Raw genomic sequence first — 25,805 nt, 5'->3', positions numbered from 1 at the left:
TTTAACAGGAATCTTCCTGTAATTTACCGCCATTTGTAGGACCAAACTAATGAATGGAAAACTCATTTTGGATGAGACTAAATCAATAGTGCTAGTTTCTACAAAGCAGCTTTTAGCTATATAGTAGGTCTCCAGCCTTTGGCGTATTCTCTCCCCCATAATTCCAATGCTTTAAGATTTAGCATTCTTCCTGTTTTAGGGTCTACCTCAAAACTCTCATCAATTCTATAGGCCACATTTCCAAAGTGTACTAAAGCCATACTATAGGAGGCGTCATCTATAGGAGCCTGCAATGTTTCTTTACCTCTAATGGTATTAAAAAAGTTTTCTACATGTATAGAGGTCATTCCTCCCCCTCCGCCTAGTTCTAGACCACCTTCTTTGGTCATAGCATTCACTGTTTTTACTAAATTTCCATCTCTATCATAGAGTTTGTACAAATCACGGTTCACCAATACACTGCCTTCGCTACCATAAATAATGGTACCACGTCCTCCGCCGTAAGTGGCATACCCATTTCGGCTTTTACCATCCCATTTAATGGCGGTATTGTTATCAAACTTAAAGGTGGCCTCCATAGTGTCATACATTTCCCATCCATCATTTAAGAAGGAAGCTTTTATGCCATCTACAGCTACATGATTTGGGTAATTAACTTGAAGTGCCCATCGAGCCACATCCAACTCATGCGTACCATTGTTTCCTAATTCGGCTGTTCCATAGTTCCAGCCATACCAGTGCCAGTTATAGTTCCAAGTTTCAGAAGTGTAATCACGTCTTACAGCTGGCCCCTGAAACAAATCCCAATCTAAGCCATTAGGAATGGCACTTGCTTTTTGCAGCGGAACTTCACCACGTTTATTATTAAAAAATGCAACGGCTTTATAAGGTGTACCAATAATGCCATTATGAATTTCCTTAATAATTTCGATGGAATGTGCTGCTGAGCGTTGCTGATTCCCCATCTGAACTACACGGTTATATTTTTTCTGAGCAGCCACCAAAAGTTGATTCTCAGCCATATTGTGACTGCAAGGCTTTTCTACATAAACGTGCTTGCCTTCTTTCAATGCCATAATAGAGCCTGGAGCGTGCCAATGATCAGGAGTCAAATTAAAGAATGCATCTACTCCTTTATCTTCAAGTACTTTACGAATGTCGTTTTCAAGTTTAGGTGTATAGCCAAGTTTTGGTGCTAAAACTTTTGCGGCCTTTAAACGTTGACTTTCCATGACATCACAGAGATAAACGAGTTCTACGTTATTCACTTTAGAGCTCATTGGATCATACATTGCGGGCAACCTTCTGCCTAAACCGGCTATGGCAACTTGAATTCTTTCATTGGCTCCTATTACTTTTTTATAACTTTTTGCCGAAAGGCTACTCGCTCCACCTACCATGGCAGCAGATGTTCCTAATGCCGCTTTCTGAATAAAATTTCTTCGAGATGTTTTCATTGTTCTAAAACTTTGATTTGAATATTTTAATAATTGAAGTGACCATCATTTTTTAACATTGATATAGTCAAGGAGTACTTTTTTGACAACTTCAACTGATCCTTGTTTCAGACCCCCGTTTGTGGCTCCTGTAATCCAATATAGCACCATGCCTGCATCTGAACAATCCCACTTACCTTTTTGGAATGTAACTACATCGTCAATTTCTGCAATTTTTCCTTGGAGCCATACCCACTGAATTCTTGGATCTGGATGATTTTTTGCCCAATCCCATTCGTTGATATTCACTTTTAGGTTTATGTTTTGGTCTGGAATTCGTACTTCCTCAATCCCAAAATCTAAAATCTCCTGCCAAGTAAAAAAGTCCCCCGCATCATCATTGGCTGGATGATGAGTTACTACTTTCACAAATTGATGCTTGTCTTTAGAGCTAGCTTCTAAGGCATAGCCAATAATATCTGGTTCTCCAGACTCAATAATCCAAAGGGGGTCTAAATCATTAGACTCGTTTATAGCATTACTTAAATCTTTAATTGTTTTGTCTTTTTGCCATTTCGCATCATAAAATGTCAGCTTATCAAAACCTCCCCAGCGTCTAGCAGTTACGTCACAAGCACTTTGCATTAAAGCATGCCTTTCTATTTCAGCAGCTTCTGAAATCCTCTCAACTCGCTCTAAATCACAACTATGGGAATAATGCACCAACCTATTCTCAAGCCCAGATGCTCTTAATAGAGCAAGGGACACTGCTGTGCCGCCAAGGTCATCTGGGTCGGGAGAGTTACCATCAGCTACAATTGCAATCCTACCAAGAGGTGGGTTAATATTTAAAACTTTAGGTACTTTATTAACTGGTGACGATAAATGTCGAGTTTCCTTTACTTTCCCCTCTTGACTAGCCGAAGAGGAGACGTACGTAGTTTGACCGTTTGAAAACGAGCCAAAGCTCAGCAAGAGTATTATTAAGTAAAGCATTAATTTCATTTTAAGGTATGTTTTAAAAAGAATTGACCACCAGTTTTATTTCATGTTTTCCTGGCTCCAAACGTACTGAGCCAAACGCAGAATTTACTTTTTTGCCATTGTGCATCAACTCTTTCCCTGATTCCGAAGCTACCTCAAATTCAGCTACCATATTAGCCGGAATCTCTATCTCAAATACTTGCAAACGAGGATTCTTAAATTGATAAGTTCCTTTGATAGTACCGTTAATCGTAGGCACTTCTATTTGACTATTTTTCAATTTGCTCATTTGAGGTTTAATAACCGCAATTCCGAAACCAGGTGTTTTAGGTTGAATACCCCAGAGTCCTCTTGGAATAACATTGGCAGGTACTGCACCCCAAGCATGATTCCAGTCAAGATTGTTTTTGTATTTTAAATCCCACGCTTCTAAGGTCATAGTAGAGCCTGCTCTTATCATGTTATACCAGCTTCGGTCACTGGTATCAGCCAAGAGCTCTAAAGCATAGGCAGCCGCTCCTGCATTATAAAGGCCATCCATTAAATATTGTGAGCCATAAACGCTGCAAGCCATTCCTCTAGATTTCACATGGTCTACCACAGATTGAATATGTTCTTCTGGCACCATATTAAAAGCAAGTGGAAGCATATTGGCATGTAATGCCGCATGGTCTGTTCCTATGCCGTCTACATACACTCCTCGTTCCGAATCAAACATTTGTTCATTCACTGCTTTTTTAGCCTTTAGAGCTCGTAATTCAAAGTCCATCGACTCTTTAGTTTTGCCCAAAACTTTGGCAAACTCCGCCATGATTTTCATGTTTTGATAATAAAAGGCATTCACCACGGTATTGTAATCTTTAAATACATAAGCATCACGCTCTCCTTTATTAGCTGGGTCACCTCCCCAGCCAGCCGATGGCCAGTCCACTATATCTCTAAAGGTCTCTTTCATGGTTTTAGGGAAACCAAGATTAGCCATTAACTCGGGAGTCATTTTGGTTGAAGTTATTAGCCCATCTTCATTCGCCAACTCATAAAGTGTTTTGAATTTCAACTGCTCATAATACTTCTCAATGAGCTCCATATTACCCGTGTACATATAATCTGCATGAAACATAAGAGCTACATGCTGCTGCCACTCTGTAGGCCATGTAGGATGCTCCATAAAATACTCTATGGTTTGTCTTGCTATGGCATATTCGCGGTCAGTGGTGTAATGGCTTAATTGATTCAAGTATGCATCTGCCTCATAAGGAATTCTTTCACGGTCGCCGTCTACATAAAGCCCATTAAAAGTAGTGGCCTTTATAGTGTATTTACAGATATCCCAAACCTGATTTAAGATATCATTTGAGCTTTGAAAATCACTAGCAGATTCATCCCAATAGCTGTGATAAGCTAATTGTGTAAAGTTTTCTGCACTTAATGCTTCTTTTGCACCTTCTACCTCGGCATATCTAAATGGCATCAATACAGGAAAACCATCTGGGAGTGGCAATGCTTTCCCAGGCAGTGTGTTTCTTTTATCCACTTTGATAGGAAGTTGATATTCTGTTTGACCAGGTTTTACTGCAACTTCAATTTCTTGGTACCTGATATGGCTTTTATGAAACGGTGTTCTGTTAATGCCTTCGCCATCTAATTGCTCCCCAATTCTAAAGGTTAAAACATGTGCTTTTTTCGCCTTGTATGTAAAATTAATAGTACCAAAAGCGGCTTTCCCAAAATCTATAAAATATACCCCGTCTCTTTTTTCAAATACGCTTGGTTTAATTTTGTCAATTTGAAAGCTATTAGGAGTTGTAATTGTCTTTTTGACCTCACCCACTTTGAATGATTGACTCGCAGCGTATCTAGAAAGTCGATTGTCTTTGTCCCAAATTCTAGATTTCCAATAGTAAGTTTTCCCAGGAATTAATGCTTGACCTGCATATTCTATTTCAAAAGATTTATTGGTTCTCACCTGCTTGCTATTCCAAACGTCACCAATATTATTATCAATGTTTTCTTGAGAAGAAGCCACCAACACTTGATAGGCGGATTGACTTACAGCTCCTTCAGGAACTACCCAGCCAAATTCCGGTTTGTGGTCAATTATTTCAACACCCTCGGTATCTCTTATCCATTCCACTGTCAATTGGCTTGGTCCTTTTGAATATTCGTCAGAATGCTCCAGAATAAGCTGATTAGTTTTAAGACGGAAGGCCTTTAGCTTTTCTTGATAAGCAGCATTTTCTGCCAAGTTGTTAATTTCTTGTGGGTCTTCTTTAAGGTTATAAAGCTCTTCTATAGACTGGTCATTGACATATCTAAAGTATTTCCAGTCTTTGGTACGCACACCTTCGCTTGGCGGAATATTTCCAAATTCCCATAAATGTTCTACCAAAACCGTATCTCTTCCAAACGCCTTATTCGAATTTTCAACAACAGGTATTAGGCTTTTCCCTTGCCATCCTTCTGGTTGTTTCAAACCCGCAAACTCCAAAATGGTAGAAGGAACATCTACATTCAAGGCCATCACATCACTATCATTTTGATTATGGTTTCGTGGGTCAAACACGATGAGCGGCACCCTTATAGAATTATCATAAAGCAGCCACTTACCTGCTAGTTGGCGTTCGCCCAAAAAGTACCCATTATCACCCATAAGTATGATAACTGTATTCTGGTCTAAGCCTTTCTTTTTGAGTTCCGCACGAATCTTAGCTATTTCACGGTCAATCCCAGAAATCATGCGGTAATAGCCCTTCACACTATGTTGGTATTTTTCAGGGGTGTCATAACGCCAAGTCCAGCGTAATCTATTGAAGCCGTCGCGTACCATTTTTGGTAAAGACTCAAAGAAACTATCCTCGCCAAGCTCTGGATCGGGCATTTGGGTATCTTGAAGTAATTGGTCAGATTCCTCCTGCCAAAAATACTGGTCTTTGGCGGAGTCGTGAGCGTGAGGAGCACTGAAACTTAGTGAAAGGCAGAAAGGCTTATCTGCTTCTGCCCTATCTATAAAATCAATGGCTTGCTGTCCGGTGTACCGTGTAAGGTGGACGGTATCTTTTCCAATGGTCTTATAGTAATAGCCTCGTCTGTCAGCGTAAGCATTATTTCTATCATAGGATTCATATTCATCAAACTGGCTCTCCAAGCCGTCATATCTTACACCATATTTACCATAAAAACCTGTCTTGTAGCCATTCTGTTTTAAAACAGTAGGATAAGAGCTCGTCATATACGACTCACGAATATTACCCGTTTGGAAATTAAAATTGTGCTTTCGCTCATACATCCCTGTAAGAATACTCGCTCTACTAGCAGCACAAATAGGTGTGGTCACCATGGCATTCTTAAAGTAAGTTCCTTCTTTGGCTAGCTTATCCATTTCTGGCGTGGAAATCAGCTTATTTCCTGCATAACCTAAGGCGTCAAAACGCTGGTCGTCAGTTAAAATGAAAATAATGTTCGGTTTTTGGTTTTGAGCTTGCGAAGGAAAAAGAGAAACGCAAAATAGAGCTAAGAGTAGTAATCTCATTCTTAAAGGGTTGATTGATTGGTGTACCTAATAAAAGCATCCCATCTAATTAAGGGATAATTTATTTCAAACTTATCATTTAAAGCATCAAAAGGTGTCATGCACTGTGCATGTAGGGCTTTAGTTTAAGGCTAACCGAATCTTAAGTTACTCTCATACCAATTAAACTCCCCCCATACCATTTAAAATATTTAATAATTCACTTGTACGATTTTGATAGACAATAGCCTTGAATTAAGGTAAATTGTACTCATAATCAAACAAGATAGACATGATAATAACAACTACAGAGACCGTTCCTAACCAAGAAGTAGCTCAAATTTTAGGCGTAGCAAGAGGAAGTACTGTAAGAGCAAGAAACATTGGCCGAGACATTTTTGCTGGCCTTAAAAACATTATAGGTGGAGAAATAGAAGAGTACACAAAACTTCAGGCTCAAGCCAGAGAACAAGCTCTTCAGAGAATGCAGCAAGACGCACAGCGATTAGGAGCTGACGCCATTGTGAATGTGCGATTGGCAACGTCAATGGTGATGCAGGGTGCCTCAGAAATACTAGCCTACGGAACAGCAGTAAAACTCAAATAAAATGAACGACATGGAATCTGTATTAATAACCATTGCCTTGGCGGTATTCATCTACCTAGTAGTAAGAAGAGTAAAAATCAAAGACCAAGAGAACTTTGAAAACAGGGATAACTAAACCCTAGGAAATAGCTATAAAGTAAAATGAGCCTTAATCATCAAATCAATATTGATAATTAAGGCTCTTTAGGTTTGAGTACTTTATCTCCTATAAGAAATACATCACTCCAAGCAATCCTATTCCACCTAAGACTATGGTATAAGGCAGTGCCATTTTAATCATTTTGACGTAAGATAAGCGGATGGCTGGTGCTAAAGCTGACGTTAATAAGAACAAGAAGGCTGCTTGGCCGTTTGGCGTAGCTACACTTGGCAGGTTAGTACCAGTATTGATGGCGACAGCCAGTGTCTCTAATTCTTTCCTGCTGATGGTGCCTGCTTGAAAAGCCGCCTCAACTTCATTTATATATACCGTTGCCACAAAAACGTTGTCACTTATCATTGACAAAAGGCCGTTGGCTGCATAAAACAATGCTGGCTGAATGGCCTTGTCTTGCTCTAAAACATAATGGATAATTGGCTTAAATAAATGCAAATCATGAATCATACCTACTATTACAAAAAACACTGCTAATAAAGCTGTAAAAGGTAAGGCTTCCTCAAAAGCATGACCAATGCTGTGCTCGTCTGTAATTCCTGTAAAGGCTGTTTGTAAAACAATAATAGTTAAACCTATCAAACCTACTGGAGCCAAATGAAAAGCCAAGGCCGCAATTAAGAATACTGCCGAAATAGCTTGTACTACCAATGCGTACTTCTCTGAACCTGTTCTTTTGGCATCTTCTTCTGTTAAAAAACCATCTATAATATCTCTTACCTGTGATGGTAATTTAGCCCCAAAACCAAACGTACCAGTTACCTCTAATAAAACGCAAGTAAGCAGACCAGCAAATAGTACAGGAATGGTTACTGGAGCCATGGTATAGAAGAACTCCATAAAATCCCAACCTAACTTATCTCCTATTAAAAGGTTTTGTGGCTCACCCACTATGGTGCAAACACCCCCTAAGGCTGTACCTACAGCACCGTGCATCACTAAACTTCTTAAAAATGCTCTAAACTCCTCTAAAACGTCTCCTCCCAATTCCATTCTATCAGGTACGCCACTGTCATCATAATCGGTATTACCAGAGTGTACCTTATGGTAAACTTGGTAAAAACCTACAAATACACTAATTAAAACCGCCGTAACCGTTAGGGCATCTAAAAAGGCACTTAAAAAAGCAGCTATAAAACAGAAGAGAAGTGATAAAACTACTTTGGAACGTACTTTAATGAAGATTTTACCGAACACAAACATCAGCAAAGGCTTCATGAAATAAATACCAGCCACCATGAAAACCAATAATAAGATGACCTCTAGGTTACCTTCTATCTCACGAAAAACTGTTTCTGGACTGGTCATCTGCAGCAAAACAGCCTCTATGGCTATTAAACCTCCAGACTGTAATGGATAGCACTTTAGTGCCATGGCCAGTGTTAGTATAAACTCCCCAATTATTATCCAGCCGGTAGCCGAGGGGCCTATGGTGTAAAGTAAAATTGGGTTTAAAATTAGAAATGCTAAAATGGTTTTCTTGTACCAGCTAGGGGAATTCCCTAGGAATGAGTTAAATACCTCCATACTATAATTATACTATAAACCTTTAATGCGATTTACTATTTTTTAAGAGTGCATTAAAGTTTCACCAAACTTAGAATAATTATAATTGACATAAAACAGAACAGTACAAAAGTGCAAGAAAAAAGTAGGCGAGTGATAAGAATAGAATCGAACTCTTTAAAATCGCCCCCATTTAAACATGCTAACTTGATACCTATTTAAAATTAAACCATCTGATTTTCGGTAATCAGATGGCATGTAGTTCTAGACAGTCTTTCTAAATAACGTATTATTTGGCACCCTAAGGTTGAATCGAAACTGCTGTACTATTAACGTAATCTTCAATTACCATGGTTTCATAGGTAAACCTCAAAGTCTCAATCAATTCATAGAAGTCAAGTTTAAGTTCATTATGCGTTAAACCAATTAACCTTGCATTTGTTAGTGTGTACTTAAATTTTACTTCTTCACTCCCATTAGATGGATGATTTCCTAAAAAATATACCTCCATGTTAACTTGATAATTTTTTATTAAAGCATCTGCTAATAATGGCGTTGCTCTATCCATATGTTTTTTAAGGATGAGTGGTGTGTAAATAACAGCTCCAGGCTGAAAATTTGTCATTACTTTTCCCAAATCTAGATTGGCGGTAATCAGCTCGGAGGCATTCGTGAAATCTATGCCCGCATGCCAGGAACCATAACCTCCAGAAACTGTAGAACCATTCACAGTAAAAACGGCCAAAATCTTAGTAAAATTAGAAGCTGCTACGGCATTAGTTAGGTGACCTTTGGGCAGTAATTTTTCGTCTTCGTTACCACCTGAAATATGGGTTAGGTTTCCCAAAACAAAACCTTCTTTAGGTGTAATAATATTAGCTGCTCCAGCGGCTGTAAAACCGAAAACTAGTAGAACAAGAATTATTTTTTTCATTTTTCTGTAAGGTTTTATTTAAAAATACTTTTTGAATCAGATAAGCCAAACGCGGTAGGATGCAGGTATTTCCCTTTTTCAGCAACTGGCTTTTCTTCGGTGACTTTAACTCTGTTATGCTTTGCATAAGCGTCATTTCTTATGCCCGTTACCATCCAGCTAACTTTCACATTCGGCTTCTCTGTCTTTATCTTAAACTCGTTTTCGACTATTTCTTTCGCTATTATTGCTTGGCTAAATTGACCTATAGCCGTTAGCTGATATCGAAAGTCCATATTTAAAGCGTCAAAATAATCAGGCAATATAACTGTGGCATCACCATTTTCATCTGTCAGCACATTCCCGTTATAGATATTCATCATGTCAGGACTCTCCACAAAACTGTGAGATAAATACTTATTCTTTGGGTCAAGTGGATGATCAATCTTGAAAGTACCAGCTCCTTTGGCTATGGAACCAGAAACCGTTAAGTTTCCGTCAATTTTAGCCGATCCTTCTACGGTAAGGCCACCTTCTACATAAGCTGCTATGCCCGATGTGGAACCCTTTCCTTTAATTTTTAAAGCATGCGGATATCCCGAATTTTCTATAAATAACTTTGCCTCTTCATTTCTCAGATTCGTCCCAATCAAGACTTGCTCTGCCAAATCTGGAACCTTCGAAAGAATACTGCCACCATAAACAACCAGCTTAGTATCTGTGGTAGCATCAATAGCTGTTTCTAAGGAGCCTATGGTAACACCACTACGAAAAGAGGCATCACCACTTTTAAGTACTACTAAAGCATTTGATCTGGTTTCATGACTATCGCCATTACCCAGCACAAAGAGCCTATCTGTTAGATTTATTCCATACTGGTTAAGCGGTGTATAGTTAGACGCATAAGTACCTAACACAGTTTCTCCATAAGACCATGCGGTATTTTGAGTACCTATAGCTACGCTAGAAGCACCCTCGGCAAAGTTATCTCTTCCTATAGCCACCGAACCCACTTTTCTTGCATGATCTCCCGCCCCTATTGCAATGGAATAAGGAGCATTTGGTGGAACTACATTGTTTAGTCCAAAAGCAAGAGAATAATCACTTTGCACATTACTATACGCTCCTATAGCGACAGCACTTTTGGCGTTTACATAAGCCACCTTTCCCAGAGCTATGGCATATTTGTCTCTAGCTTCAGCCCCATCTCCAATAGCTACAGTAGCCGTATCTGTAGCAACAGAATTAATTCCTCCGGCGATAGAGGCTGTACCACTAGCTGCGGTATTGGTACCGTAACTAAAGGAGTTTACTCCTGTAGCCGAACCACCACCCATGGATATACCCTGCCCATAAGAACAGACGGAGCAAACCAAGAGTAAAATCAAATAAACGTTTTTGTTCATAATATGGATAGTTTAGGTTTAGGATATTTCCTATGCTAGAAAGCTTAAAAAGGAATACCAAAGTTCCCTCATTACCAAACACTTGTCAATCACCCTAAAGGGTGAATTTTCATAAATTTTGCCGCTTTTTTGTCACCCTTAGGGTGACATGGGCGTACTTTGATAGAATTAATAAAGCGAATTGACTCTTTTTACTAAAAAGCAACCATTAATAAGTAGGATAATAGAGAAGTTAATTTGGACAGGTAAAAGGCCCAGCGTTTGCGGTAAACACAGCACCATCTCCTGCCTCAAAGCCAACTTTAAGAAGGACATGATTCTCTCCATGAAATAATACCTCCGCTGGGTTAAACACAGTACTTTCTGCTTCTAGTACTTCAGAAGAAACCTCTATAATATCTGTGTTTATATCCTCACTAACATTTACATAAGTCAAAAAAGAATTTCCCTGATATTCATAAGCACCTAGATCTACCACTGCAGACGGCAAGCTGCTGCCATTTATGATTCGTGGATTAGCAGCTAAGTCTGAAATAAACGCCACATTTAATGAGTCATTAATCCCTTTATCAGTTACAGGAGAGCATAATTTAAGGCTAAAGTCTCCAGCAATTGATGGTGTCATGCTAGGAAGTAGTCCTTCTACAAAAAGTGGGTCTACACTTGGTAAGTTACCGTTAGCATTATCAAAAACCCCTTCAAACATGGAGAAAGCAACTGTATCAGAGCCGTCATAGTTTAAGATATGATTAGTAAGACCAGAATCAAACTCAGCATAATTCTGCCAAAAGATACTGTTACTTATGATAACAGGAGTGGTATTGTTAATCGTATAAATTCCTGCAGCGTTTCCATCAGAGTAATTAGAAGCGAAAGTACAGTTGGTTAGGCTTAGCTTCATTTCTCCAGTATTAAACAAACCAGCCCCCGCTTGTTTAGAGAAATTTCCTGAAAAAAGACTGCCAGAAATCTCGAGTTCACAGTTTCCATCACAATTATTATAAATACTAGCCCCTCTTTGCCCTGCACTGTTGCCCGAAAACCGACTATTCCTGATAATGGTGTTACTCAACCCTCCTTGGCTTCCATTATTATATAGTCCTGCACCATTTGTAGTGGAAACATTATTTATAAATGAGCAATATTCAACAAGAGGTGAAGACTCCCCATCAAAACCATTATTATACAAGCCTGCACCTGTCCGAGCATAGTTATTACTTATTACACAATTCCTGATAGTAGGAGATGATTTGCCTGTTTGCTCGCCATCATTTAAAATGCCTGCCCCATCTAACTCATCTGAAAAAGCGGCCCCAGTAGAATGTCCGTGACTAATGGTAAAACCATCTAAAAGGGTCTCTCTACCCACATTTTGTAATCTCACCACGTGATAAGAGTTATCACTACTATCACCTTTTACATTAATATCGCCAGATAATAAAGATTCATTCAGACTGAAGTTTCTAAGTGACAAATCATAATTAGCAGGCTCTACTCCTTCAAAACCACCAAAAAGTTTTGTACTATCAACCATGCTAAAGGAAAGGTTTCTATCAGCACTTTCTGTAGGATAATAAACTCCTTTTGCCACCCAAATAGTATCAATAGCTATACAGCGACTTTGCAATAATTGGGCATCTTGAATAGTAGAAACAGCGTCTTCCCAAGAACTACCCGAGCCAGATTCACCAGCGTCATCATCCACATAAATTATCGAGCTAGGAATACCTGTAAACTCAAAAGCACCAATATCTGGCAGACCAAGCCTAGTTTTACCAAAAACATCCGTGGTAGGAGCCCCGGTATTGGTTCCAGCATTTATTAGAGGTGAACAGAATATCACTCTAAAATCAACCGATAAATTAGGGCTACTAAAGGCATTTGGGGCATTAAATACTAATGGATCTAGCGTACCTAATAAATTTCCGTTAGACTCATCTGTATTATCTTCTACAAACGAGTAGAAAAACTCCGAACTGGCATTATCTAAATCTATAGTGTTTCGAATATCGTCTGAGTCATACTGCGAAGCACCATTAGCATAAGCTAAACTATTTTTTAAAATCAAATTTAATGACCCCGATCTTTCATAACCGTAAATAGCTCCACCATACCTAGCCGCATTACTTACAAAACTACAGTTAAGTATTTCCAAGTCTAAATCGGTGGCTATGGATGATATGTAGAGACCTCCACCTCTACCCGAAAACCCACCAGACCTATTTCCTGCAAAGGCCACATTTGTTATACGCACCTCTACATTATCCGATATATCACTAAAATAAAGGCCACCTCCGCTAAATTTGCTTCTATTACCTCTAAAGATACAGTTCTCTACTATGGCTCCTGCCTCTCCGAAAGAAACGCCATAAGAACCCATACCTCCTCCTGCGTTATCTGAATTATTATTCTCAAAAATAATATTTCGAGCTATGGGGTTTGAAGTTTCCCCTGAGCCATCTCCTTCATTATACCAACCTCCTCCTATATCATATTCAATACTAACACTATTGAAATTAGCATTGCCATCTCTGATGGTAAAGCCATCTAAAACGGTTTCTTTACTTACATTTCTAGTAGTTACTACATTATAACTGTTATCTAGACTATCACCTACCGTCCCTATATCGCCGCTGAGTATGGTTTTATTGATTTCAAAATCCCTACCAGATAATGAAAATGTATTAGGTTCTGTTCCAGAAAAACCACCAAAAACCTTCACAGAATCAGGAATATTAAAAGTACCATAACGACTAGAAATTGAAGGCTTATAAGTCCCTTTTGCTGTCCAAACACGAGTACCCGGAACAGCGTCAGTCAAAGCAGATTCTAGTTGAGTATAGGCATCAGCCCATGTACTTCCGTTAGCCAGACCTGTAGCGTTTTCATTTACATAAAAGCGTTTAGCAAACTCCGCTGCTCCTATGTCAATTCGGCCGTCATTTACTCGCATAAAACCGTAAAAGTCTTCATGTGGCGTGTTAGAAAGTGGGTCTCCTGTATTCAAAGCAGCGGAAGTACTTTTAATTCTAAAATTTTCTGTACTCACAGACACAAAGTCAGGGTCACCCGAAATATTTCCGTCAAGCCCAAGGCTTAGTCCAGAACCGGTAAAATCACTTAAAAGATTATAGCTACCTATTATGGAGGAGCTACTACTTGATATATCATTTCCGCCTGTGCTTCCTGTGTTATTATAGAAAATACAATTAGTCACAGTATTAACAGAGCCAGCCCCGCAAAGACCGCCTCCATCTTTACCTGAGGAATTTTCTACAAAAGTAGAGTTAGCTATAGTTAGGTTATTTCCTGTTTCCGAATATATGGCACCACCTCTTTCACTGGTAGCGTTTTGATAAAAAATACAATTTGTAATTGTTGAGCTTACGGTACCACTGTTTCTCGTATTAATAGCTCCGCCAAACTTAAAACTTTCATTCCCGACAAAACTAGTTTTTGATATGCTTATACTCCCTTCCTGCACCCTAATAGCACCACCTAGATAGGCCTTGTTATCAACAAATTTGCAGTCATTAATCTCTAATTCTCCTGAACCTCCAAAATTATAATTGACAGCCCCGCCCCATAGGCCAGTGTTAGTCACTCCAGTTACATCTCCTCCACCATTTTGGAATTTTATGCCGCTAATAATACATGGAGCTGAGAAACTTAATAAACGAAAATTAATTCCGTTGCTACCGTCTAAAATGGTCTGCTGAACCCCATTCCCCTGTATTACTAACTCCTTATTAAGTGAAATCTGTGAATTTAACAGAATAGCTTGCCCGTTTATGGAACTACTAAAGGTTATGGTATCTCCAGCGGATGCAGATAAAATTTGCTCTCTGAGACTACCTACTCCTGAATCATTTGCTGAACTCACCGTAAAAGTGGTTCCAAAAGAAGTACTCTCAAAAAGGAGCACAATAGTCAGGCTTTTTAAAAATAAAAGTGACTTGTTTTTCATAGCTATAAGTTGATAACACAAAATTCATTAATAAACAGAATTCCGTCAATCACCCTAAAGGGTGAATTTTTATGAATTTTGCCGACTTTCTGTCACCCTTAGGGTGACATTGAGGCTTCTTGATGTTCAGGGTAAAAAATAAAAAAAGGTACTTTTAGGCAGAAAAACAGGCCGTCTCCACTCTGGAGACAGCCTATTTTAAAATCAACCTTAATCAAATGAAACTATTAATTTCCTCTAACCTCTAATTTGTGATAGCTTTCAGTTTTATCTTTTAGCCCTTTGAATTTAAGGAAATAAGTTCCCGTTTCCAGCTCATTGGTATCTAAGCTGAAAGTGTTTACACCGCTTTGATAAATAGTATCAGAATTATAATCTCCCTCTTTAGACGCAGCGGTGGTTAAAAGCTCTATTTCAAACTGCTGTTCAAAGGCACTTGCAAACGGAATAAGTATTTTTCCATCTTTAGCTATCTTTTGAACAATCCCTTTACGCTTATCCAACCTACCCTTGTTTTCAATAGTGTAAGTAGCATACTCTGGTGCCGCAGAGTTATTAGCAGTGGCTAGTCTAACTCCTTTACCACCTCCTGAAGAACCCCCACCAGTAACTACGTTAGGACAATCTTCCTGAATAGCTAAGAAAACCGAGCCGTTTTGAACTTCAAAACCTGGCTTAAGTGTAACGGAATGCTCTCCTTTAAAAATCACTGTGGTGGGAGATTGCACCAAACCATCGGACTCTAAAAGTGATTTATGGTATTCCCCTGCAGATATTGAGGTGTTTCCTGCGGTGTTATTATTTACAGAGAATGGAGCCCCTCCATTTTCGCAATCATCGGTATCATCGTTAATAATGGTCAAGGTTACCTTATTGCTACCGCCAATATTATAATCACCTCCGCTCAAAATTCCAAGAATGATACTTTCGTCTAGTTCCTCCTCAGTATCGGCTGTAGGGTCAATTTGCAAATTGGCTAGCAAGCCTCCTTTTGGAATATAAATGGAGCCTTCATTACCATTAAAATTGTGAGCCCCACTTACCGTATAATCTACACCATAAGTGGCAGTACCAGCTACAATAAAGTAAACCAAAATACTATCCGAGGCTGCTGTTCCTACTGTGACATTCACACTTAGCGAGCCTATTTCATCTTCCTCTATTGTGGTAGCTGTACTTGAAATAGAAGATGAAGTGCTAAAGCCAGAAGATGAAGTGCTAAAGCCAGAAGATGCTGCATTTAAAGAAGCATAGTAAGAAACCGTAGAATCCACCTCTGGACTACCAACATTAAACTTCCATGAATAATTGGTGGTGGCAGGGTTTCCATATTTATCTGAGATATTGAATAGGTCAACTTTAATGCTATCTCCCAAATATTGAAGCACATCCACCGTAGGTGTTAGAATAATTTTGTTATTAAAACATCCTAGAATAGCCGGAATAGAAGCACTGTTTGACAGCCTAGTCATGGTAAAGTTGCTAGCATTAAAAGAACCACATGCTAAGGCTTCATTGAAAGTCTGAGATATTTCATCACCAAGAGAGTAAGCATCATCTGCTGGCTGAGGAAGTCCAAAAGCCTCTGGCCCTTTTCTATCAAATACACCACTCGCTCTTTGTGAGTAAACTACATCTAAACCACATTTTAATTTTAGCCTAAAACTATATTCGCCATCGGCAATTGCCCCTACAGCTAAATTAAGACTTGTGCCAAAAGAGCTGTTTTGTATTTGTGCTTTTGGTACTGTAATAGCTTCTATCCAATTACTGGTTCCTACTTTGGCATATTCCACTACAATCTCGTCAAGGTTGGCATAGTTATAATCACTCATGGTTATGCCCAATAGGTTATTATTTGCCTGACTTACCACGAAACCATTTTCTGGTGCAGTAAGCGTGATAGGGCTACAGCCATTGGCAAAAAATGCTGAAATGCTTATTTCTTTGCTTGTAAACGGGAATGGTGCTGTGGGAACCTGACAAGCATCTATCGCTTCAAAACGTATGTTTTCAAAACCATAAATATTAGGGTCGAAGCGTTTCACCCCTATAGTTACAGGAACTTGCTCAAGGTAATCGAGTTGATAATCATAAGCTACATTAAATGGATTCCCGTCTTTAGTAATGGTGGCTCCATTACTACTGGCGTTAAGATGCCTCAGCCAATAAGTCCTATTTTCCTCGCTTTGACTCGTATTTCCTATTTGTAGCTGAAAAACACCAGTCTCATTTTCTGGAATTCCGGCAATTACGGGATTGGCCGACGTTAGCGAAACTTCGTATCTTGGCTGGGTGCCAGGTTCTGTAGGGCAACTACTGGTACCCGCTATCAAATCAAACACTGGTGTATTATAAACAGGGTCTGTTTTTACATCAATGCTAAAATAATCACCAGGGTTTTGATCACCTATGGAGTAGCCAGTGGTGGTTTGGGTGGTGACTGTGTTACTTGTAGATTTTCCCGTTTCCATTTTGACCCTGATTTTCACACCTCCACTAGCACCTGCACCACCAATTTCTGCCCCTAATTCATTGGCTACGCCTAAATCAATTGCAAGGTCAAATTCTGTTGTGATGGTTCTTTTAGATGAAGCCGTTGTGCTTGAGGTGATAGTACCGCCTGCACCGTCAAAAGATATATTTTCTACGAACCTAGCTTTTCTCTTTAATTCTTTATTGTTCTCTACGGTTTGTTCCCACACACTTATCTGATCTTCCCACTGTTCTTTTTCTGCTTGGGTACTGCCAGGGTTGTTGATAAAACTCCTCAAAGTAGGGATAACCGTATTAACAATATGATTTTCGCTATAAATGTATTTTGTTTCAAGACTGTCTGTAGAAATCATTAAGAATTTCCTTAAATACAAAGAGCAGGTATCAGGTGAATAAATCACCTCATTAGTTACTGAATATAACAAATTCAATGCAGCACCTATGTACACATCTCCTTTGGCCCCAGTTACAAAATTACTGTTAGAAGTAGAAAATGCCTGGCTATTAGTGGTTGACATCACCACTTCATTTCCTGTTTTTACATTGCCTGTAGTAATAAGAGAGCCTCCTAGCTCACCCCATACTTTTGATTTAACAGAGACTCCTATTCCATTTTGAGTTTCTACGCCAACTTTTACTTTACCCCATATCTCCGTACTACCACCAACTTTTGCAAAAAACCTAGAAGCCGTTTCTATTGTAGTACCTTGGCTCCAAGAACTAAAACTTTGATCTCCTGGAGGGTCTCTTAAGATAAGCATAGGTATCTGTGGAGAGACTGTAGTAAAGGTTCCAATATTAGATTTCAGACCCGTTACTACTGGCGTCATAACCAAATTTGGTGCACCTCGACCCCATATATCTGTAAATACAAAAGCCAAGGTTTTATGATGTGGAGGAATAATATTTGGCAGCCCACCAGTTAACGTTAACTCTATTTGACCATTTACAGTCATTGTATCTAATTCTTCATTGACATCATCTACCTGAATATTAGTATTCATGATGAGTGTAGAATCTTGTGCTGGGCATTGTTTTAATGGGTTTCCTTCCCATACTTTTACTGTAAATGTTCGCTCTTCAGCTTGTACAAATATTGGATTTAATGATAAATCTGCAGCTCCAGTCAAACCAGATGTCCCGTTACAAGGACCCTCAAGACCATAGGCAACAATCTGCGGTTTTTCATGAAAAAATAGATTTAAGGTTGTATCTGCATTGGTGATATCTCTAACTCTAATGGAATCTGGATAGGCGTTTAAAAATGCGGTCATTTCTATCCCGTTCAAATCCTTTCCGGGAGGTACCTCAGAAAAGGAATTAACAGAAACCTTGTACTTCGCAGCTGGCAGGCGAACTGAATACGCACCTGAACCTGCATTGGTGGTTATCGTTTTTTGGAATGTAGGCAGTACAGGACTACCCTCAAAGTCAGGTAAAACTTGCGAAAATGTAATATTCGCTCGTCCTATATAATAGTCATTACAATCAATTGTAACAAGCCCTGAGATGACATGAGTAGTGGTGTCTTTAAAGTCTATACCATTGACAATAACACCATTACTGCCTCCCACCGCAACCGATTCTTGATGCAATTCAAATTGGTGTGTTTCATATTCTGGTTTAATATAATAACTCCCTTCTTCTAATTTAATGGTGCTATATTCACCATTTTGACCTGTTAGTTTTCCGTTATCAACTGGTGTACTATTTTCAGCCATTGATTCTAGTATAGTTACATCAGGCATAAGATAAACCTTAGGATTACTAGGTGATGCACCATCACAATCAGTACACTCTTGGCTTACTACGCCAGCAATTACAAAACCTGTAGTATCATTAAAAAGTAAACCGGAAGGTTGTGGTAGGGATTGCCTTACAATAGTGGTAGCCATATCTGGGTCAAAACCATGTCCGGGGCTTGAAGGTGTAACCTCAAAAGTTGCTTGGTCTCCTGAGCCTGAAGCTGTATTTCCATAATAAACATCTGGGATATCAAACACCCCATTAACTCCCGTTACTGTGGTGTACTCTTTATTCACCACACCACCTGGCACAGAGGTGGTCCTTTTTGCGGTAATGTAAATTCCCTGGATACCAGGAGTTCCATACCTATCTCTTACCACACCACTAATAACACCATTCGGATGGATTACTTTAATCTCTTCTTCATTTGAATACCTAACACCATTATAGCCTCCTTTCCCGTTACAGGAGTTTGAGACTTTTCTACGAAAACGAGTAGTTGTTGATAACTCTGGAAGTGCATAGGATTGGTCATCACCAAATGTTACGTCGGACCAAGTAGAACCATTATTTGTACTCTCTTGCCAACTAATTGATTCATCCGGGGAAGCACTAGCATCCGATACTGATGCAAGTTCGCCATTCGTATATTCTTCATGCGGAAATGGAATCATCTTGCCTCCTGTAATAGTTCCTCCAGAAACAGTTGGATTTCGTTTTTGAAATATGACTTGAGATGTGATTGCTGAACTACCACAATCAGATGCCTGCCTATAAATCCAAATCACATCGGCATTCATGGTACCCAAAGTTATAGGAGTAGCTCCCGAACCCGCTGCAGTATAATGAGCCCAACCTGAGGAAACTCCATTAGTGGTAGATGTTCTATACCACTTGTAAGTTACAGAACCTACCGTACTTGAAGCACTACTGACGTTGGTAACGGGCGGAATAGTTTCGCCTGGACAAAGCCATAAATGACTGTCATTTTCGACAGAATTAACTATTGAACCTGCTGTTACACTAATATCAGCAACTCCAACACTGAGACTAAATGCCCCTTCGGTGGAAGAATACCACCCTTCAACCACAACCGTATAAGTTCCAGGGCATAAATCTTTTACGATTTTTGAAGTATTAGCATAAGAGGTACCACCCTGATCGTCATCTTCTAATACGGTACCAGAACTGTTTACCAAGCTGATAAAGCTATCATCCATTCCACTATTTGTTGTAGAGTAATCGGTAGATATGGTTACTTTCTTTGATGAGGTAATAGTAAATTTATAAGTCACATCGTTTGCAGACCTAAAACTTCCTCCTGACCAATCATTATTATATCCTAAATAGGTTCCTGCTCCTGATGGCTTTGAGCGGTTATGGTTGGTGTGGTATCGTGTCCCTGATGATATTGTGCCAAAGTCAAGAGGATTAGTTTTATCACCTTTCGTATATCTCCAGGTATGCTTTATCTTATGTTTGGTACTATTGGAAGAATTGGTTTCTTCAAATTCCGTCCATTCGGCGGCAGGGTCATAAAATGGTGTACGACGTCCCCAGAAGTATGCCCTATTTTCATCTCCACTGTCCCATCTACACCTTTCTCCACTATCATTTTCCCAGGAAAAAACCTCATAATCATAATAATGTGAACTACTAGAAAAGGTTCCCATTTCACCGCTGGCTGTATAACCCCAAGAATTTGAGGTCATATCTTCTTGGTAGCAAAAATTAGGGGTATTAGAATGACCACTGCTTTTAGAAAAAAGTTGTTCAGATGATCCATTTGTATCTTCCCTTGCTCTTGAGATCCAAGTTTGCTCAGGGTTACCACCACAGCAACCGTCATCATCTATCATACCATAGCCTTGCACAAATTTGACTTGGATATTAATATCATCATTGGTAACCTGCCCCAAAACGGCGAAATTAGCAGTTAAAGCTATAAATAGTAGTAGTCTTTTCATATTTAAAACGGTTTAAGGATAGATGGTATAGTTCTCAGTATTGTATTTTTCTTTCTTCTTGGGATGAGTATTTCCTGGTTGTTTTGAAGTCTGACGTAATGTGAATTGTCTCTTTCAATAATGGAGGATATGTAGTCCTTGTTGACTAGGTTAGTCCGGTTAATTCTTAAAAAGACGTGCTGACTAAATATTTTCTCAAACACCCCTAGGGAGTATCCTGAAAGAAGTTTCTGCCCATTTTTCAAAAGAACAAAAGTGTAGTTTGAGGCGGCCTGAAATTGATTGATTTCATCCACCTCAATTTCCTTGAGTATTTTAGGTATATCGTTAGTATTTCTATTAATGAGTGTGTTCATGGCTATAGGTTAATTATAGTAATGTAAAGCTCACCATTAAATAGATCCCTGTCAATCACCCTAAAGGGTGCTTTTTTAAGAATTTCGCTTGTTTTTTGTCACCCTTAGGGTGACATGAAAGGTAATAAGCAGTATTTTAGTGTTGAAGATGATTTAGAAAACAGAAATTTCATTTAAGCAAAGTGCCAATTGGCAGAGTCTTGTTTTCTGATTCTATTATTTACAAGGCCATGAGGATTGTAAGTAATTTAACCCCGAATTATACATCTTAGTCCGTGAAAAAAGACCTTCTATTTCCCCTAATATTCTTATGTCTATTCTCTGTCTTTTCGTGTAAAAAGAAAACTGAATTTTACGGGAATACCATTAAAGAAAAAGGCACTTCCCATACCAGCAAGGCAGACACCAATTTATATTTCAAATCATATAACACTGCTGACGGTCTTATATCCTCAGAGTTATTAAACGTTTATACTGACAGCTTTGGTTATATATGGATAGCCACTGGTAAAGGAGTTATGCGTTTTGACGGAACTACGTTCACGCCTTTCTTTGATGACATTGACAAAAACATTCGTCTCCAGGGAGCCACCTCATTTTTTGAAGACTATACCGGAAAACTTTGGCTCTTCTCAGGTGCTGGATATCTCCACTGGTATAATAGAGAGACCAACAGCATGGTGGCACACGCTACCAAACTAGAGAATGGCTGGTCTGATGAAAGACCCATGAATATGATGCAGGGAGCTAAGGAGCATATTTGGGTAGGTGGCTATGGTGGAATACAAAAAGTGAGCCTAAAGAGTGATAGTACGATGGTTTTCCCTATTGAGAAAATTAGAAATATGGACTGGCCCCATCCTGAAAAAATACGTATTGAAATATTAGAAAAAGACCTTGATGGTCAAATATGGCTGGGTACCAGAAAGTTTGGACTTGTAAAGTTTGACCCAAAGACTGGAGCGTATGATTTTTTAAGAGATAGACCTGCCTTCAAAAACAAACTACTAGACGATTGGATAACGGATATTGAAATAGACAAAGATGGCACCTTCTGGATTTCAGATTTTGAACGTGGCCTCGTTCATTTTGACCCCAAAACTGAGACTATACTTGACTTCATTGAAGTTGAAAACATCATAAATTCTCCTTACAAAGTAGCCATAAGAGAGGTGCTAAAAGAAGGGAATTTGATATGGTTGGCGACCAATTACCATGGTTTGCTATTGTTAGATGTAGAAAACAAAGAAGTGGTGGTAGCGTACAACACAGAGAACTCTGAACTACCTGCTAATAAAATAATGACCCTTAACAGAGATGCTCAAAATAACTACTGGCTCTCAGGAAGTCATTTAACGGCGGCCTCTTCTGTTTTTTATAAGTTCAAATCCACCGCTCTTGGTAATAACCTGCCTGTCTATGACTTGGCCGCAACCGACAATGGAATTATTGGAAGCACGAAAAAAGGCATTTATGCTATAAATGGAAAGGGCCTTATCAGCAAAAAGTCATCTGACAACACCGCTTACTTCGGACTGTTACAGCGTAACAATAAAGAGATTTGGGCAGGAAGCTCCTTCAAAAATTACGTTTTTTCATCGGACCTTAAAAAAACTAATCAAACGTATGAATACGACCAAGTAGTAGACTCGCTTGGTAATTACCTAAGAAGGGGCTTACGAATCATGGAGGACTCTCAAGGAAAAGTCTGGATGATTGACAATTGGAATAGACTGAAATTCATTGAGCCAAAAACAGGACAAATAAAAAATATTTTTGAGCTTGCTCAAGACCCCATCAGTAAAAAATTCATTCAGGTTAAGTGCTTTCTCGATGACCCAGAAAATGACAGACTACTGGTAGGAACAGACATAGGACTGGCTACTTTAAGTTACGACGAATTAAAGCTTAACTGGATAAATAAATCTCCGCAGCAGAGTGAATTTGTTAGTTACTTATACCGAGATAAACAAAACAAATTATGGGGAATATTTGCCAATAAAATATTTGAGATAGACAACGAAGACTTAAGTCTGAAACCGCTACTGATTCAAGACAGAGACTCAGAAGAAAACTTTAACTGGATAGTAGAGGAGCCCATAAATACTTACTGGATGCAAAGCTCTTTAGGTATTATTAAGTACGAAGATGGCAAAAGTAGTTTGTACAAAAACAGCAATTTTAGTGAAGGCAGTTTCAATAAGCCTGCTCCGGTAGTTACTTATAACGGGAAAGTGTATTTTGGAGGTGAAAACGGTATAAGTGTTATAGAACCTGAACTTTTAAAAGCCAATCAAATAGCCCCTTTTATTAACCTAAGCTCAGCTACAGTCCCATTTTTAAAAAATGATTTAGCGTACGACTCTACCGTCTCTATTGGTCATAGAAAAGGGCTAGAATTAGAATACTTTCAAAATAGATTGAGTTTTGAGTTTGAAGCCTTACATTTTAAAGAATCTTCAAACAATAAAATAAAATATAAACTAGCTGGATATGACGAAGAATTCAAAACCTTAAAACACGGCAATGAAGCCTTTTACACCAACTTAAATGCCGGGGAGTATAAACTAGTTTTTGCGGCAGCGAATAGCGATGGTGTTTGGTCTGAAGAAAAGTCTTTCCCTATAATAATTCATCCGCCATGGTATAAAACTTGGTGGGCCATTATACTCTACGTATTACTTTCGGTAGCTGCTATTTATGCTTGGATTAGATACAGAACCTACCTGAACCTCCAAAAATTTAAGGCTACCGAAAATATCAGGACCAAGATATCGGCAGATTTACATGACGACGTAGGTAGTATTTTGACAGGCCTCTCCATGAAGTCTGAGCTGATGGCACTAGGCGTAAAGGAGATAGAGCCGGAAAGCCTGAATAAAATAAGCGAAATGGCTAGAGAAGCCATGGAACGCATGCGAGATACAGTATGGGCTATTGACTCCCGAAAAGATAAGTATGAAAACCTTTTGGACAGGATGAATGCTTATGCCAATACGAACCTCCCCCTAAAAAACTTTCAGTATGATTTTGACACCGCTGGTTTCAATTCAAAAGCCTTTATTCAGCCTGACGTCCGTCAAAACCTCTATCTAATTTTTAAGGAAGCCATCACCAACCTCCTAAAACACTCCAATGGCAACAAGGTCACGATTAACCTTCAGCAAGAGTCAAAAACTGTATTAATGCGTATAAAAGATAATGGTGCTTTAAAAGAGGATACTCCAACGGATGGTTTGGGCCAAAGCAACATGAGAGCTAGAGCAGAGAAAATAGGCGGAAACTTTAGAACTTATTATGACCAAGGCTTTATAGTGGAGGTGGCTCTTAAACAGGCTTCTTAATCTTTATAGGTCACCAACACTTTAAAAGGTTGGTTTCTAAGATTAGTATTTACATCTAAAAGCGTAATATTAGTTGAATTAAATTGATAATAATAAGTATAAAGACCTCCACCAGAAGGATAATAGGCCTCGCCTATGGTATTATTGACATGAGACTCTTTATAGATATGAACCTGCACAGATATGATTTTATGGAAATCTAAACCATGCGGAATTTGTGTGGAGCTATTATTTACGTCAGTGGTTCCTTCTATTAACTTTTGCTTTATTTTAGGAGCACTACTTCCTAATTGAGTGTAATTATTGGCCACCAAATCTCCTGTACCACCCGTTTTACCTATCTCTACATTTTCCTGAGAATTAGCATTGAGATAGAGTTTATTTCCTGTATTGAGGTAACTGTAAGAGTCTATTTCATTCCCATCTAAATTCATGTGGGTATCAGAACCAATGGAAAGGATACCTGAAGTAGCACCTTGAGACTCTCCTATTTTAGCAATATGTAGTCCATAAGCAGGCGAATCAGTACCTATTCCTACTTTATTAGTCGCGGAAATGCTAAGTCCCGTACCCTTGGTATTTCCGGTATGTATAAAGAGGTCTGAACCTTCCTGAGTTATTTCTGCTCCTTCAGAATTATCTGGTTTATGGAATACCAATTTAGATGCCATACTGGAAGAGTTCCGTTTCAATAATATTTTAGGTTCTGAATGGTCAATGGTGAAATTTCCTCCCGATAAATGCAAGCGAGTTTGTGGATTAGTCTGGTGAATACCTACTCTACCTAAGCTAGAAATTCTAAAAATATCAGCTAGGACAGAAGACCCTATAGCAAAATGGTTAACTCCATAGTTTGCATGTTGTGCATTTATATACCAATAAGAATCAAATCCTTCATTACTAAAGTGGATTCTGGATGGCGAACTAATACCTGTCTCAAAAAGCCTCAAGGTAGGCTCATTTAGAGTACTTAGATGTGAAACATCAAGCCTGGCCTCTGGGGAGTTTGTACCCACGCCTATCAGCCCTGTATTAGATATTCTTAACCTTTCTTTTAAATCTGTTTCTCCGTTTTTTGTGGTATAAAACTGAATTTTTGTGCCGTTTGCTGTAGTGCTCCACACTTCTGAGGTAGCCAGTCTCATTTTAGCTCTAGAGCTGGTGTATTCTAAACCATTATAACCCGCAGCATTTAGCTCAAAAAGGGCATTATTAAAAGTTACGGAAGATGGATTGACAAGCGTCCCTAAAGACTTTTTTATGCTCATTTCTGGTACTCCTGCTCCCAAGAGAAATAAACTAGCCGAACTGGCTTTTTGTTCTACTTTGCCATCAGGCATTATAGTGACGCTTTGGCCAGCTATATTTAAGCTAGAAATAGCGAGCATACCAAACAGAAATAAACGTTTTATCAT

The 25,805-nt window shown here is 38.9% G+C and carries 12 protein-coding genes; 2 read left to right on the top strand and 10 right to left on the bottom strand.

Going from position 1 to position 25,805, the window contains the following annotated elements; all coding sequences use genetic code 11:
* Positions 1-116: 116 nt before the first annotated feature.
* The 3 genes from AADJ06_RS20200 to AADJ06_RS20190 are packed head-to-tail and all read right to left on the bottom strand — an operon-like array spanning position 117 to position 5,949.
* Positions 117-1,457 (bottom strand): Gfo/Idh/MocA family oxidoreductase, encoded by a 1,341-nt coding sequence (locus AADJ06_RS20200; RefSeq protein WP_341228312.1) that lies wholly within the window; start codon positions 1,455-1,457, stop codon positions 117-119.
* A 45-nt stretch (positions 1,458-1,502) separates the two neighbouring features.
* A complete protein-coding gene (locus AADJ06_RS20195; protein WP_341228311.1) occupies positions 1,503-2,432 on the bottom strand; it encodes a hypothetical protein in 930 nt (309 codons plus the stop codon).
* A gap of 22 nt (positions 2,433-2,454) precedes the next feature.
* A complete protein-coding gene (locus tag AADJ06_RS20190; protein WP_341228310.1) occupies positions 2,455-5,949 on the bottom strand; it encodes a family 78 glycoside hydrolase catalytic domain in 3,495 nt (1,164 codons plus the stop codon).
* Positions 5,950-6,220: 271 nt separating this feature from the next.
* Here AADJ06_RS20190 and AADJ06_RS20185 point away from each other — a divergent pair, with 271 nt between their 5' ends.
* Positions 6,221-6,535 (top strand): YbjQ family protein, encoded by a 315-nt coding sequence (locus AADJ06_RS20185; protein ID WP_341228309.1) that lies wholly within the window; start codon positions 6,221-6,223, stop codon positions 6,533-6,535.
* Between the two features lie 205 nt (positions 6,536-6,740).
* Here the strand turns inward: AADJ06_RS20185 and nhaB are convergent, their stop codons facing one another.
* From nhaB to AADJ06_RS20155, 6 genes are all read right to left on the bottom strand, one after another.
* On the bottom strand, positions 6,741-8,216 hold the full coding sequence (gene nhaB / locus AADJ06_RS20180; RefSeq protein ID WP_341228308.1) for a sodium/proton antiporter NhaB: 1,476 nt from the start codon (positions 8,214-8,216) through the stop codon (positions 6,741-6,743).
* 280 nt (positions 8,217-8,496) lie between these two features.
* Entirely contained in the window at positions 8,497-9,129 is a 633-nt protein-coding gene (locus AADJ06_RS20175; RefSeq protein ID WP_341228307.1) for a type VI secretion system tube protein Hcp, read from the bottom strand.
* A 14-nt stretch (positions 9,130-9,143) separates the two neighbouring features.
* Positions 9,144-10,514 (bottom strand): hypothetical protein, encoded by a 1,371-nt coding sequence (locus tag AADJ06_RS20170; RefSeq protein WP_341228306.1) that lies wholly within the window; start codon positions 10,512-10,514, stop codon positions 9,144-9,146.
* 232 nt (positions 10,515-10,746) lie between these two features.
* Positions 10,747-14,481: a right-handed parallel beta-helix repeat-containing protein gene (locus tag AADJ06_RS20165; protein ID WP_341228305.1), complete on the bottom strand. Its 3,735-nt coding sequence runs from the start codon at positions 14,479-14,481 to the stop codon at positions 10,747-10,749.
* A 227-nt stretch (positions 14,482-14,708) separates the two neighbouring features.
* Positions 14,709-20,690, bottom strand: coding sequence for a PPC domain-containing protein (locus AADJ06_RS20160; protein ID WP_341228304.1), 5,982 nt, complete (start codon positions 20,688-20,690; stop codon positions 14,709-14,711).
* A gap of 2 nt (positions 20,691-20,692) precedes the next feature.
* Positions 20,693-21,046 carry a LytTR family DNA-binding domain-containing protein gene (locus tag AADJ06_RS20155; RefSeq protein ID WP_341228303.1) on the bottom strand — a complete coding sequence of 118 codons (354 nt, stop codon included), beginning with the start codon at positions 21,044-21,046 and terminating at the stop codon, positions 20,693-20,695.
* Between the two features lie 275 nt (positions 21,047-21,321).
* On the opposite strand from AADJ06_RS20155, the gene AADJ06_RS20150 reads away from it, so the two are divergent.
* A complete protein-coding gene (locus AADJ06_RS20150; RefSeq protein ID WP_341228302.1) occupies positions 21,322-24,390 on the top strand; it encodes a triple tyrosine motif-containing protein in 3,069 nt (1,022 codons plus the stop codon).
* Here AADJ06_RS20150 and AADJ06_RS20145 read toward each other — a convergent pair.
* Positions 24,387-25,805 carry a hypothetical protein gene (locus AADJ06_RS20145; RefSeq protein WP_341228301.1) on the bottom strand — a complete coding sequence of 473 codons (1,419 nt, stop codon included), beginning with the start codon at positions 25,803-25,805 and terminating at the stop codon, positions 24,387-24,389. The two genes, AADJ06_RS20150 and AADJ06_RS20145, sit on opposite strands and share 4 nt — an antisense overlap.

Origin of the sequence: uncultured Arcticibacterium sp., from assembly GCF_964021845.1 — a bacterium.
In the GTDB taxonomy this organism is placed as follows: Bacteria; Bacteroidota; Bacteroidia; order Cytophagales; family Spirosomataceae; genus Arcticibacterium.
The sequence above is the reverse complement of the archived record's forward strand: the minus strand, read 5'-3'. Positions and strand labels throughout refer to the sequence as shown.

Excerpts from the sequence above, each read along its gene's own strand:
- AADJ06_RS20165 (WP_341228305.1), bottom strand. The coding sequence starts at position 14,481 with ATGAAAAACAAGTCACTTTTATTTTTAAAAAGCCTGACTATTGTGCTC.
- AADJ06_RS20195 (WP_341228311.1), bottom strand. The coding sequence starts at position 2,432 with ATGCTTTACTTAATAATACTCTTGCTGAGCTTTGGCTCGTTTTCAAAC.
- AADJ06_RS20155 (WP_341228303.1), bottom strand. The coding sequence starts at position 21,046 with ATGAACACACTCATTAATAGAAATACTAACGATATACCTAAAATACTC.
- AADJ06_RS20185 (WP_341228309.1), top strand. The coding sequence starts at position 6,221 with ATGATAATAACAACTACAGAGACCGTTCCTAACCAAGAAGTAGCTCAA.
- AADJ06_RS20200 (WP_341228312.1), bottom strand. The coding sequence starts at position 1,457 with ATGAAAACATCTCGAAGAAATTTTATTCAGAAAGCGGCATTAGGAACA.
- AADJ06_RS20145 (WP_341228301.1), bottom strand. The coding sequence starts at position 25,805 with ATGATAAAACGTTTATTTCTGTTTGGTATGCTCGCTATTTCTAGCTTA.
- AADJ06_RS20175 (WP_341228307.1), bottom strand. The coding sequence starts at position 9,129 with ATGAAAAAAATAATTCTTGTTCTACTAGTTTTCGGTTTTACAGCCGCT.
- AADJ06_RS20160 (WP_341228304.1), bottom strand. The coding sequence starts at position 20,690 with ATGAAAAGACTACTACTATTTATAGCTTTAACTGCTAATTTCGCCGTT.
- nhaB (WP_341228308.1), bottom strand. The coding sequence starts at position 8,216 with ATGGAGGTATTTAACTCATTCCTAGGGAATTCCCCTAGCTGGTACAAG.
- AADJ06_RS20190 (WP_341228310.1), bottom strand. The coding sequence starts at position 5,949 with ATGAGATTACTACTCTTAGCTCTATTTTGCGTTTCTCTTTTTCCTTCG.
- AADJ06_RS20170 (WP_341228306.1), bottom strand. The coding sequence starts at position 10,514 with ATGAACAAAAACGTTTATTTGATTTTACTCTTGGTTTGCTCCGTCTGT.